The 13,139-nt window shown below is 54.7% G+C and carries 11 protein-coding genes; 10 read left to right on the forward strand and 1 reads right to left on the reverse strand.

What is annotated here, in order from left to right; genetic code table 11:
• The first annotated feature begins 13 nt into the window (after window positions 1–13).
• The 9 genes from G491_RS0122990 (at window position 14) to G491_RS0123035 (ending at window position 9,276) form a co-directional block, all read left to right on the forward strand.
• Window positions 14–835, forward strand: a complete 822-nt coding sequence (locus G491_RS0122990) for a tetratricopeptide repeat protein (protein ID WP_028316216.1) — start codon at window positions 14–16, stop codon at window positions 833–835.
• Window positions 828–2,222 carry an asparagine--tRNA ligase gene (gene asnS, locus G491_RS0122995; protein ID WP_051327472.1) on the forward strand — a complete coding sequence of 465 codons (1,395 nt, stop codon included), beginning with the start codon at window positions 828–830 and terminating at the stop codon, window positions 2,220–2,222. Before G491_RS0122990 ends, asnS begins: the two co-directional genes overlap by 8 nt.
• Before the next feature lie 73 nt (window positions 2,223–2,295).
• A complete protein-coding gene (locus tag G491_RS32130) occupies window positions 2,296–3,135 on the forward strand; it encodes an MBL fold metallo-hydrolase (RefSeq protein WP_015949012.1) in 840 nt (279 codons plus the stop codon).
• A 21-nt stretch (window positions 3,136–3,156) separates the two neighbouring features.
• Window positions 3,157–4,080 (forward strand): carbon-nitrogen hydrolase family protein, encoded by a 924-nt coding sequence (locus tag G491_RS0123005; RefSeq protein WP_028316218.1) that lies wholly within the window; start codon window positions 3,157–3,159, stop codon window positions 4,078–4,080.
• Window positions 4,080–4,469: a fluoride efflux transporter CrcB gene (gene crcB, locus G491_RS0123010; RefSeq protein ID WP_015949014.1), complete on the forward strand. Its 390-nt coding sequence runs from the start codon at window positions 4,080–4,082 to the stop codon at window positions 4,467–4,469. The genes G491_RS0123005 and crcB overlap by 1 nt, the downstream gene beginning before the upstream one ends.
• Window positions 4,470–4,481: 12 nt before the next feature.
• A complete protein-coding gene (locus G491_RS0123015; protein WP_028316219.1) occupies window positions 4,482–4,826 on the forward strand; it encodes a DUF190 domain-containing protein in 345 nt (114 codons plus the stop codon).
• A 346-nt stretch (window positions 4,827–5,172) separates the two neighbouring features.
• Entirely contained in the window at window positions 5,173–7,341 is a 2,169-nt protein-coding gene (locus G491_RS32135) for a penicillin acylase family protein (RefSeq protein WP_051327473.1), read from the forward strand.
• Window positions 7,342–7,739: 398 nt separating this feature from the next.
• Window positions 7,740–8,033, forward strand: coding sequence for a type II toxin-antitoxin system HigB family toxin (locus G491_RS0123030; protein ID WP_282706002.1), 294 nt, complete (start codon window positions 7,740–7,742; stop codon window positions 8,031–8,033).
• A gap of 1 nt (window position 8,034) precedes the next feature.
• On the forward strand, window positions 8,035–9,276 hold the full coding sequence (locus G491_RS0123035) for an ImmA/IrrE family metallo-endopeptidase (protein ID WP_028316221.1): 1,242 nt from the start codon (window positions 8,035–8,037) through the stop codon (window positions 9,274–9,276).
• Window positions 9,277–9,321: 45 nt separating this feature from the next.
• Here the strand turns inward: G491_RS0123035 and gltX are convergent, their stop codons facing one another.
• The gene (gene gltX / locus G491_RS0123040; RefSeq protein ID WP_028316222.1) at window positions 9,322–10,728 is read right to left on the reverse strand and encodes a glutamate--tRNA ligase; all 1,407 of its coding nucleotides are present in this window, start codon (window positions 10,726–10,728) and stop codon (window positions 9,322–9,324) included.
• 211 nt (window positions 10,729–10,939) lie between these two features.
• Between gltX and G491_RS32140 the strand changes: the two genes are divergently transcribed.
• Window positions 10,940–13,087: a DUF1156 domain-containing protein gene (locus G491_RS32140; protein ID WP_051327474.1), complete on the forward strand. Its 2,148-nt coding sequence runs from the start codon at window positions 10,940–10,942 to the stop codon at window positions 13,085–13,087.
• Window positions 13,088–13,139 lie beyond the last annotated feature (52 nt).

The raw sequence follows: 13,139 nt of genomic DNA on the forward strand, positions 1-13,139 counted from the left end.
TGGAGGTGAAGAATTGAAGTTACACAAAGTTTGTTACGGCATCTTGTTCTTTTTTTATTTGGCCTCTTTTGTCTCCGCCAACCAGGGGCCCGGTGCAGCGATTTTCAAAGACATAAAAACCCATATAGAGGAAGCCTACTACACGGATAACAAAACAGAGCTTGAGGCGCAACTTAAACGGGCCTCGGCCTTGGTGAATAATAAGGAATTTGAGTGGTACGCTTATTATTACATGGCTTTTTGCCATAATCATTTGTCCATGCTTACTCTGGAGTCGGACCCGGAACAGGCCCGGAAACACGTGGACGCAGCCTTTGAGAATGTGGACAAAGCCAAGGAAATCAACGAAGCCGCCGAGCTTTACGTGCTTTGTATTTCCATCATGGGAAAAAAAATCACCCTGGGCTCCTCGCTCATGCGCATGACTCGCGGTTTGGAAACCCTGCGGTACATGGATAAAGCCAAGGAGCTGGACCCGGACATGCCCGGAGTTGTTTTTGAGCACGCCCTGACCGAATACCACACCCCGGTCAAGTTCGGCGGCGGCGTGGATAAAGCCAAAGCCTTGCTGAAGAAGAATCTGAAGATCCTGGAAACCTACGAGCATCAGGATCCCTTGTATATAGATTGGCACCTGAGAGAGGACAATCTGGCCTGGCTGGCCTACTTTGAGGCGGAAACGGGAAACATATGCGAGGCGACGGAGTATTATAACGAAGCGGCTGCGCTTCGCCCCGATCATGCCTTTTTGAATTCGGTGGTGGAAAAGAAACTTAACGAAAAAAAGAACGAACTCCTGCGCAGTAAGCAGGAAGGGGAAGAAGACCATGGCTAATCAGGCTCCTCCTTCCGGTTCCGCCCCCAGGTCTCGGGTGGCGGCCCTGCTCAACGCATCCGGTCCTTTGGAGAACGTCCTTGTCAAAGGGTGGGTGCGTACGGTTCGCGACCAAAAGGGATTCGCCTTTTTGGAAATCAACGACGGCTCTTGCCTGAAAAACCTGCAAGTCATCGCCGAAGGAGGCGACGGCCCTTATGAAACGGCCGTGTCGCTAACCACGGGATGCTCCGTGCAGGTTTCCGGGCGCCTGGCCGCCTCGCCGGGCAAGGGACAGGATTGGGAGTTGAAAGCCGGGGAAATCCTCCTGATCGGAGACTGTCCGGAGAGCTTCCCCCTGCAAAAGAAAAGGCATTCGGACGAGTTTCTCCGCACCATCGCCCATTTGAGGCCCCGTACAAACAAGTTCGGCGCTCTGTTTCGCATACGTTCCTCCATGGCCCTGGCCGTGCATAATTTTTTTGCGGACCGCGGTTTTGTCTATATTCAGACGCCCATTATCACGGGCAGCGACTGCGAGGGCGCAGGGGAAATGTTCACCCTGACCACCCAGGCAAAGGGCGAAACCTTGGCCCCGGAAAAGGATTTTTTCGGCAAGCCGGCCTATCTTACCGTGTCCGGTCAGTTGGAGGCCGAGATGTACGCCCTGGCCCTGGGCGCCGTATACACCTTCGGCCCCACCTTCCGGGCGGAAAACTCCAACACCAGCAGGCACGCCGCCGAGTTTTGGATGATTGAGCCGGAAGCGGCCTTCGCCGACCTGAACGACAACATGGCCCTGGGCGAGGAGCTTGTGCGCCATCTGGCCTCCCATGCTTTGGAAAAATGCTCCCAGGACGTGGACTTGTTCGCCCGCTTTGTGGACAAGACCCTGTCCCAAACCCTGGACAACATCATCAATAACGACTTCGTCCGCATGACCTACATGGAAGCGGTGGAAGCCCTGCAGAAATCCGACAGGAAATTCCAATACCAGCCCATGTGGGGCAAGGATCTGCAGACCGAGCACGAGCGCTATATCACGGAGGAGTACTGCAAAAAGCCCGTGATCGTTTATGACTATCCGGCTTCCATCAAACCCTTTTACATGCGCATGAACCCGGACGGCAAAACCGTGGCTGCCATGGATGTGCTGGTGCCTCGGATCGGCGAGATCATTGGCGGCAGCCAGCGTGAGGAAAGGCTGGACATGCTCGAAGCCCGAATTAAGGAAATGGGCTTGAGCGAAGAGGAGTATTGGTGGTATCTGGATTCCCGGAGGTTCGGCACGGCGCCCCACAGCGGCTTCGGCATGGGCTTTGAGCGGGTCTTGATGATGGTCACCGGCGTTTCCAATATCAGGGACGTCATTCCTTTTCCGCGGACGCCGGGCAACGTGGAATTTTAACAGTCCCCCCTTTTGGGGAGGTTTTTACAGCAGATACAAGCCCAAACAGGGCTTTAGGAATAATCGGCTTTTCATGGGTTTTATCAAGGAGTACCGGTTCGGCGACGTCCAGGCCTTTGAGACGGGGCGCGCCTCCCGGGGGAAAACTCCCTCTTTAAGCGCCTTTTCATATCTGGCGGGCGGGGTGATGATTGACACCGGCCCCAAGCACGCCCGCAAGGAAATGCTCCAGGCGCACCGGCTATATCCGGTCAAGATGATCTGCCTGACGCATCATCATGAGGATCATAGCGGAAACGCTGCAGCCATGCGGGATCTTTGGGGCCTGGAAATCCACGGCCATCCTTTGTGCGTGGAAAAAATGGCCAATTCCTTTCCCATTTTGCCGTACCAGAAATACTTTTTCGGCAAGTCGGACCCCGTATCCATGCAAACCCTGCCCGACCGGATCGACACAGAGAATGTCAGGCTGTATCCTATCCACACCCCGGGCCATAGCAGGGATCACATTTGCTATTACGAGCCCAACCAAGGGTGGCTTTTTTCCGGGGACATGTATTTGAACGACAAGGTCCGCTACTTTCGCTCGGACGAAAGCCTGGGAGACGAAATCGTCTCTTTGCGCAAAATATTGGACCTGGACTTTGACAGCCTGTTTTGCGCCCATAACCCCCAGCCCGTCGGCGGAAAAAAACGCCTGGCCGCTAAGCTGGCCTTCCTGGAGGACGTCTACGGAAACGTGGCCGGCCTTCGCAAAAAGGGTATGGGGCCCAAGGGAATCATGCGTAAGCTGGCCATCAAGGAAAGCCTGACCACCAAACTGATCTGCATGGGCAATGTAAGCGCCCTGAATATGGTGAAATCCGCTATCGCAGCGGCCGACGCGGGAGGCCCCGAACGCATGGCCTCCTGATTTTGATGCAAGGGGGGAGTCATGAAAGCAGCCGCCGTACAAATGCGCGCCGCCCTGGGCGACGTGGAAGCCAACCTGAAATCCGCTGAAAATCTAGCCAATCAAGCCTTTTCCGCAGGCGCCGAAATAGTGATCCTGCCGGAATTCTTTCCCACGGCCATGGCCTTTCATCCAAAAATGCTTCAAGCCGCCCGGCCCCTGGACGGAGAGCCCATGGAATTGCTCAAAGGCCTGGCCAAGCAAAACAACGGCGTCGCCGGCGGTTCGTTCAACGCCATCCGCCAAGGCGAAGTTTACAACACCTTTGTCCTGGCCTTTCCGGACGGCTCGATCTTTCTCCATGACAAGGACCAGCCCACCATGTGGGAGAATTGCTATTATATCGGCGGGACGGACGACGGCGTTCTGGACACGCCCCTGGGGCCTGTGGGCGTCTCCCTGTGCTGGGAGTTCGTCCGGTCCCGCACGGCCAAACGCCTGAGGAACAAAGTACGTCTGATCGTGGGCGGCTCCTGCTGGTGGGATTTGCCCAAAGTCGCCCTGCCGGGCTTTTCTCCGGCGGTTGGCGCCAGGCTGTTGGAAATCATGCGCCAAAGCCCTCCCAAGATGGCGCGCATGGTCGGCGCTCCGGTCATCCACGCGGCCCACGCCGGGGACTTCAAAGGAAAGATGCCGCTCATGCCCGGCTTTCCCTACGAAAGCAACCTCCTGGGCCAAGCCATGATCACGGACGCCCAAGGAAAAATCCTGGCTAAAATGGATCGGGAAGAGGGCTACATCATGGCGGATATTGACCTGGATGAATACGCGGAGCCATCGGAGGAAATTCCCCAAACTTTTTGGATTCCGGATTTACCCTTGCAAATCAGGGCGGTTTGGGCGTACCAAAATAGGCACGGCCGGAGGTACTACCGGACCAAAACAAAAAAAGCGTTGGGTTTGTAATGGATACAGGAGCAGTAAAGCTATTGGTTATAGGCGCGGGCGGCTTTATCGGCGCTATCACGCGCTATTTGGTGGGCGGCTGGGTCCACAGGATTTTTCCCGGCTCCACCTTTCCTTTGGGCACCATGACCGTCAACCTGGCCGGGTGCTTTCTCATCGGCCTGGGTTGGGGCCTCATTGAAACCCGGGGGCTCTTCTCCCCCAACGTCCGGGCTTTGCTCCTGGTGGGCTTTTTGGGCAGCCTCACCACCTTTTCCACTTTCGGCTACGAAACCTTTCAACTGGCCCGCAACGGCCAGACGGTCTGGTCCATCCTGAACATCACCCTGAGCCTGGTTTTAGGCCTCATGGCGGTCATCGGCGGCAACGCCGCTTCCCGGCTGATCTGATAAGGAGGAAACATGCGCTATCCCAAAGACGGCAAACTGCTTCGGATTTTTTTGGGCGAAACCGTACAGCATAAAGGCGTCCCCCTCCACGAATGGATCGTCAAAAAAGCCCGTAAGGAAGGCCTGGCAGGCGCCACCGTGGTTAAGGGCATTCTGGGCTACGGCGCCAACAGCGTCATCCACACCGCCAAGGTGCTGCGCCTTTCCGAAGACCTGCCCGTGGTGGTGGAAATCGTGGACGAGGCCGACAAAATCGAGGCCTTCCTCAACACAATTGACGAGGTCATTAACGAGGGCATGGCCACGGTCCAAAACGCCCAGATCGTCTTTTATCGGTCCAACAAAAGCAAAGGCTGATTCGCGTCCATCATTCCAGGCGCGAAGCATTAGGCGGCGACACGAAAAGACTCCTTTGAATATTTTCAACAATTGTTGAAAACTGCATATTTGTTGAAAACCTGGATTTGCTGCGCCCACTGTCGAATTCCGTGAAAAACTCCGCTTTAAACTCCAAGAATGGAATTTGATCCGTCAATATTCAGTTTGCCAGCAATAATGCAACGGTGTTATAAGAAAATGGTCGTTTTTTTGCAGGACTCGCCGACATTTTATCCTGTTAGATCTGCTTTTTCGCCTGCCGGGAGCGCGGCCCCCAAGGTGAAATCCGTTTCAATCAAGCATCACAGTCAAGGGGGATGCACACATGAAAATACGTATTAAAGGCAATTATCCTCAGGGATTGGAAATCACAAGAGGGGAACGGGGAGTTCCTCACGTCAAGGCCAGGGACATGGCCGGAGTGTTGTGGGGCATGGGCTATTGCCACGCCATGGACAGGGGGCTGCAAATGCTGATCATGCGCATCCTGGGGCAGGGGCGCGGTTGCGAATGCCTGGACGACTCCGACGAAATGCTGGAAGTGGACCGTTTTTTTCGCCGACTGAACTGGGGCGGGCGTCTTAAAGAGCAGTGGAACCTGCTGAACGCCGAAGAACAAGGGCTGCTGACCGCCTATTGCGACGGCGTAAATGCCTACCTGAGCCGCAAAAGGCCGTTGGAATGCAGGCTGGTGGGATACAAGCCCGAAGCCTGGATTCCGGAAGATACCCTCATGATCTGTCGCATGGTGGGATACTTGACCTTGGCCCAGTCCCAGGGCGAGGTGGAACGGCTGTTTATAGAAATGGTCCAGGCCGGCGTGGACAGCGATCTTTTGGCCTCCCTGTTTCCGGTGGAGGCGGAGGAAATCGACCGGGACCTCCTGTCCAAAATCAAGCTGGGGGAGAAGCTCGTTCCCGAAGCCCTCAAGTGGCTTAGCCCGGTTCCCAGGGCCATGGCGTCCAACAACTGGGTGATTTCCGGGTTCAAGACAGCCACGGGAAACGCCATGCTTTGCAACGACCCCCACCTGGAGGTCAACAGGCTGCCCAACGTCTGGTACGAAACCACCTGCCAGTGGGGAAATCAGTACGCCATGGGCGCCAACATGCCCGGGCTTCCCGGAATTGTCATCGGCCGGAATCACAACCTTTCCTGGGGCGCCACCTATCCTTTCATGGACAACATTGATTCCTGGATCGAGGAATGCAAAGACGGCAAGCACCGGCGCGGGGACGAGTGGATGGACTTCACCGTGCGCAGGGAAGTGATCAAACGCAAGAAGCACGATCCCCTGGAACTGACCTTTTACGAAAACGATCACGGCGTGCTGGAAGGCGATCCCAACCAGGAGGGCTTTTACCTTACCACCTGTTGGGGGCCGTCCTTAAGCGGCGCCAACTCGGTCCGGGCCATCCTTAAGGTGACCAAGTCCGCCACGGTGGAGCAGGGCATGGAGGCCTTGGGCAAGCTGGAGGTGGCGTTCAACTTTGTGTTCGCCGACAACAAGGGAAACATCGGCTACCAGATGACCGGCCTGTATCCTTTGCGCAAGGAAGGCGTGAACGGATTCCTGCCTATGCCCGGCTGGGACCCGGAATACGACTGGAAAGGATTTGCCGATCCCAAGGACCTTCCCCGGGAGTACAATCCCGAATGCGGTTATATTGTCACCGCCAACCAGGATCAGAACCATCAGGGAGTCCTGGATCCCGCCAATATGCCCATGGGCGACTACCGGGCGCGGAGAATCTCCCAATTACTGGAAGAGCGGGGAAATCACGATTTTCACTCCACCAGGGCCATCCAGATGGACACATATTCCATTCAGGCCAGGGAGTTTCTGGACATACTCCTGCCTGCAGCGCCGGATTCCCGGGGCAAGTCGGTTTTGGAATCGTGGGATTGCGAATATGATTTCGACTCCCAGGCTGCGCCTTTCTTTGAAGCCTTTTATTCCGAGCTTCGCAAAAAGGTTTTCGGCGAGGCGGGAATCGGCGTGGACATTATGGTGCATTTGGAGCAGGAAACCGGGGTGTTCATTGATTTCTACCAGAACTTCGACCGCATGATGACGGACGAAAACTCCCCCTGGTACAAGGACTTCACCCGGGAGCAGGCCTTCGCCGCCGCCCTGGCCAAGGCCGAGGAAGGATACGATTGGAACAAAACCTGGAAGGACGTCAATAAGGCTATGTTGACGAATATTTTCTTCGGAGGAAAAACTCCCGCCTACCTGGGTTTCGACTACGGGCCAATTCCGCTAAGAGGAGGCCGGGCCACGCCTCATCAGGGCCAGATTTACAACAGCGGCGGCCGCCAGACCACGTTTTCCCCTTCCTTCCGCATGATCACCGACATGGGGGAAACGGTCCTCTACACCTGCATCGCAGGCGGGACAAGCGATCGGCGCTTCTCGAAATTCTACAAGGACGGCGTGGCCGACTGGCTGGAAGGCAAGTTTAAAAAATTGGAAGGCCAGCTGTCTGAATAAACTGCCAACATCGCGGCGGGCTGTCTTGCCAGCCCGCCGCATGCAAGATTTCAGGGAGCAAGCCTAAAAAATTCCACAAACAGAAGCCCGAAGAAAACGCCGAGTTCCAAATCTTTCCGTCCCCAGGCGTCTGCTACTATTCCGTCATCGAGCAAATGGGCCTGAACCGCGCCCCTTTGCCTTGCTTCGTCGGCAAATCCGAAGAATCCGCCATGTACCAATCCCTCTGGCAGGCTATGAAACAATCACTTGCAAAGTTTCTAAAATTTTGTTTTCATATCATATATCGATTTTAAAAAAACTGTTTCGGTTATCGCTTGTTTTGGCTGTGCAAGATAAGGTTGCCTATTTGGGAACTATTTTATTGACACAATACAAGGAACTATTTTATTGTGCATGTGATATCCAGGAGGACCCTCAGAGTCTTTTATGAGCAGCCCGGGCGCCAGGACGCTCAGAAGGCTTTGGACTCTTGGTATTATGAAGCTATGCATGCGAGTTGGAGTTCTTCCGCCGATATCAAAGCGCAATACCGCTCTGCGAGCATATTGAAGAGCGGGAGAGTGGTTTTTAATATCGCAGGAAACAAATATCGCCTGATAGTAACTATCAACTATGAATATCAAAAAGTCTTTGTGCGATTTGTCGGAACGCACAAGCAATATGATAGGATAAATGCAGAGACGGTGTAATATGAAACCTCGACTCATCAAAACCGAAGATGACTATAACCAAGCCTTGGCGAGGATTGATGAATTGATGGATGCTAAGATGGGCAGTCCTGAAGGGGATGAATTGGAACTCCTCTCTGCGCTGGTTGAAATGTATGAAGAAAAACACTATCCCATCAGCCTGCCTGATCCCATAGATGCTGTCATGTTTAGAATGGAGCAAGCGGGGTTATCGCAAAAAGATCTTGTTCCTTTCATTGGGAGTAAAAGCAAGGTTTCTGAAGTTTTGAACCGCAAACGCCCCTTAACTTTATCCATGATGCGTGCTCTTCATAAGGGGCTTGGTATTCCGGCCGAGGTATTGCTCAACGAACCGGCCGCTGTTTTTCCAACGGATTTTCCTGAAATTGAATGGGGACGATTTCCGATCGCCCAAATGGTCAAACAAGGATGGGTGTCCTGCAAAAAAGGCTATAAAGATAAGTCGGAAGAAATAATGCGGGCCTTCATTTTAAAAGCAGGAGGGTCCGATGCGATTCCCAGTGTGGCGTTTAAGAAGGGGTTTGGTTCAAGGGTAAATCCGCGGGCAGATAGGTACGCCCTTATGGCTTGGTGTTGGCAGGTTCTGATAATGGCGCAGGAGAGACAACTTGAGCGTAAGTTCAAACCAAACTCCATCGATGAAAGTTTTTTACGCAATGTTGCCAGACTATGCCTTTTTGATGAAGGGCCGCTTTTGGCTAGGGAGTTCCTTGAAAAGAATGGCATCCATTTTATCATTTTACCGCACTTGGATAAAGCCTACCTTGACGGGGCTTCCATGCTAATGCCTGACGGCGCTCCGGTTATTGCAATGACGTTGCGACACGACCGTTTGGACAATTTTTGGTTTGTTTTGATCCATGAATTGGTGCATGTAGCAAAGCATCTCAGCTTGTCTCAGCAGCAGATAATTGTGGATGATATGGATTTGCGGTCTATGGAAATTGAGGTGGATGATCAAATTGAAAAGGAAGCGGATGCCATGGCCGAGGAAATTTTGATTCCGCAAGAGACAAGGAGCACCCATTTCAAGTTGTGGGATGAGAACAACCCCTTGAAAGGCCGCCAACTGGGCATGGCCGTCCTTTCCCTGGCTTCGAGCATGCAAGTGCATCCTGCCATCATTGCTGGGGCAGTACGTTTTCAACGAAAAAATTACAAGTTATTGCATCACATGGTTGGACAAGGGCAGGTCCGCGTCCAGTTTTTAGGCTCAAACTAAAAAACTAAGGGAGCCTGAACCGGCGTCAGGCCCCCTTGAGTATTTTTAATCTTCCTGCGTTTTGATGTAATCCATGGCTTTTGCCAGCCTGGCTTTCACCTTATCCATGCCCAGAATCTGCACGATTTCAAAAATGCCGGGGCTGGCGGTCTGGCCGGTTAAGGCGACGCGGACGGGCTGGGCGATCTTGCCCATTTTCAGGCCCGTGGCTTCCATAACCTGCACAAAGGCGTCTTCCACCTGCTTTTCGTCCGAGACGTCCGCGGCTTCCAGCTTTTCGATCAAAAGCTCCAAAGCCGGGACGGCTTCCGCCTTTAGACATTTGTTGGCGGCCTTGGGATCGTACTCAATGTCATCCACGTAATAGAACAGGGCTTTTTCAGCCAGTTCGATCGTGGTTTTGGCCCTGGGCTTCAAGGTTTCCATGACCTGGTACAAATATTCGCCTTCTTCGGTTTCCACGCCCAGTTTGGCAAGCTGCTCGATGAACAAAGGCGCCAGCCTTTTGTCTTCTGCAGCGCGGATGTGGTCGCCGTTCAGGTCCAGGAGGCGGGCCGGGTCGAACACGCCGGCGCTTTTGCCGATGTTTTCCAGGGTGAAAACCTGCTTTAACTCGTCCACGGTGAAAAATTCCTGATCCCCATGGGACCAGCCCATGCGCGCCAGATAATTGATCATGGCCTCGGGCAGGATGCCCATATCCTTGTATTCCACCACGGACGTGGCGCCGTGGCGTTTGGACAATCGTTTTTTATCCGCCCCAAGCACCATGGGCACGTGGGCGAAGGTAGGGACGGGGTATCCCAGGGCGTTGTACAGCAATATCTGCCGGGGCGTGTTGCTCACGTGGTCGTCCCCGCGAATGATGGTGTTGATCCCCATGGTGATGTCGTCCACCACAACGGCCAGATGGTACGTGGGGCTGCCGTCGCTGCGGGCGATGATCAGGTCGTCCAACTCCTGGTTGTCAAAGGCGATGGTTCCCTTGACCTTGTCTTCAAACACGGTCTTGCCCGTCTGGGGGGCCTTGAGCCGAACCACGGCGCCTTCGCATTTTTCCAGGCCCTTCTCCCGGCAGGTTCCGTCGTACTTGGGCTTGTCGCCGCGAGCCATGGCCGCCTTGCGCTTTTCGTCCAGTTCTTCGGGCGTGCAGGTGCAGTAATAGGCATTGCCTTCGTCCAGCAGTTTCTGGATGTGCTGCTGATAGATTTCCGTGCGTTTGGACTGGTAAAAAGGCCCCTCGTCCCAGTCGATGCCCAGCCATTCCAGGCCTTGGAAGATGGCGTCCACCGATTCCTGGGTGGAGCGCGCCTTGTCTGTGTCTTCCAGGCGAAGCACAAAGGTTCCGCCCATGCGGCGGGCGTAAAGCCAGTTGAAAAGGGCGGTGCGGGCGCCGCCGATATGCAGGGCCCCTGTGGGGCTGGGTGGAAATCGGGTTATGATCTTATCCATGGGAAATATTCCTTATGCTTTTATTGGTTTGCATCCGCAGGCGCTCATCCGTCCTTGCAGAGAAAAACATAATTCCATACCACAGGGCATCAGGCGACTCAACCCTGCATTCTGAAAAACGCTTCTATCAAATCTTGACGGAGAATCAGCCTGTTGTTAGATGTGAACCTCTGCGGCCCACGAAGGCCGTTCCCTCAACAAGGATCTTCGGATGCCTCCAAAGAAAAAATCGCCTGTTCCCTGCCCGAACCTGCACCCTCTGCCGGACAAGGCCCAAGCGCGCCTTATTGACAAGGGAATCCTGCATTGCCTGGCTTCCCAGGGCGGCGCCCGGGAGCGCTACGGCAAGGGAAAGACCCCGCATACCATCCATGTCTGGTGGGCCAGGCGCCCCTTTTCGGCCATGCGCACGTTGGTTTTTGCAAGTCTGGATTCGGGGGAGTCGCCAAAAGCTCTGAGCCTGGCCTCTGAGCTAGGGCGGCTTCCGGTTTCCGCGTCCAAGGACGCGAAGGCAGCCGCCAAGATGCTTTCCAGGCAATATGCCGAACCTCCTCGTGTGCTGGATATGTTCGGAGGCGGAGGCGCCATTGCTTTGGAAGCGGGCAATTTGGGCTGCAGGGCCTTTTCCCTGGATTCCAACCCTTTGGCGGTATTCATTCAAAAAAGTCTTATGGAGTTCATCCAGGAAGCGGGGGGCTGCCCGCCTGATTTGCTCAAAGAGTCCGGCCGCCGGGTTCTGGAGCGTCTGGAGCGCGAAACCGCCCCTTTGTTCCCCATGCGAAACTCTCAAAAAGGCCCTGTTCTGGCCTATTTTTACACCTATGAAACCGCGTGCCCGCATTGCGGCTGGAAATTTTTCCTCTCCAGGCGGCCCTGGCTGTCCCGGAAAAAGGGGAGGGAAGCCTGCCTGGAATTCCACCCGGGCGAGGATCATGCAAATTGGAAGATCATTCATCCTTCCAGGGATCATAAACCTACAAGCCTGTGGAGAAAAACCGGAGCGGTCTGCCCAGTCTGCGGGAAGGTTTGCGGCTCGCCGGTTTTTTCCCAATGCCGGGAAGTCCTCACCGCCCTCTGCCGGCGGGGAAACGGCAAGGGCAAGGATTTTGAGGCTGGCTCACCGAAAGTCCTTGCGGAACCCGCGCTTATAGAGAAGATGGAGTCCGCTGTTCTGGCTTATCTGGGCCAAGAGTTGCCCAAAACAAAAATCCCCAAATGGTCGGGTATCTTTAATCCCGCCATATACGGCATGGATTCCCACGCGGATTTTCTGAACCCACGGCAGCGCCTCGTGCTGCTTCTTCTCATTAAAAGCCTGCGCACGGAATACGACGCACTCACTCAATCGGAGTCCAAGGCTGTCGCCCGGTGCGTAATCGGCCTGCTTTCCGGTCTTGTGGATCAGCTCATAGACTGGAACAGCCGCCTTTCCATGTGGATTCCACAAAACGAGCAGGCGGGCAGGGCTTTTTGCGGTCCGGGCGTGCCCATGATGTGGGATTACGTGGAAATCGACCCCTTACTGAACGGCCCGGCCAATTTGTGGAAGAAGCTGGATCGCATCGTGGAGGGCGCCAAGGCCATTCCAACCTTTTCCATGGCGCCGGACGTCCGGCTGGCCGCGGCCCAGAACCTGCCCTTTGGGGATGGTATATTTGACGCCATTGTCACGGACCCGCCGTACTATGACAACATCTTCTACAGCCCCCTGGCGGATTTTTTTTATTCCTGGAAAAAGATGGTTATATCGGCCCTGTCGTCTGAACTGGCCGGTTTTGATTCCACGGAGTCCCCCCGGGAGTTGGTGGCTTCCGTACGGCGCCACAATAGCAAGTTGGGCGCCCACGAATCTTATTGCCGCGAACTCACGCAGGCGCTTTGCGAAGGCGCCAGGGTCCTGAAGGACTCCGGCCTGATGTCCTTGATCTACAGCCACAGCTCCCTGAACGGCTGGGACGCCCTGGTTAAAGCCTTTCGGGCTTCTCCTCTTCTTATTGCAAGCGTGCAGCCCTTGTGCATAGAGCGAAAAGCCCGGCCGCGGGGGTTGGCCAGCGGAGCGGTCAACACCTGCCTGGTCCTTGTCGCAAGGAAAAGCTCTAAGCCCAAGCCTGTTCAGAGTCCGTCCGAACTGGCAGCCAGATTTGAGGACATTGCCGGCTGCGGTTTTGCCCGGGACCTTTTAAACCAGGGGTGGCCGGAAGAGGATGCAGGACTTGCCTTGTTCTCCCAAGGGGCTGCTTTGCTGGCGAATTCTTCTGGTGAGTTGATTGGCAATGATCACGAAGTTCTGGCCCTTATAGAATCCGTTGTTGCATCCAGGCTTCCCGGCTTCAAGATATCCCGCAGAAGGTCTCTGTGAAGCGCTTCACACCGGGGGGACAAAAACTTAATCCTATCGTTCAAAATACTTG

It is taken from the genome of Desulfatibacillum aliphaticivorans DSM 15576, assembly GCF_000429905.1.
GTDB lineage: Bacteria > Desulfobacterota > Desulfobacteria > Desulfobacterales > Desulfatibacillaceae > Desulfatibacillum > Desulfatibacillum aliphaticivorans.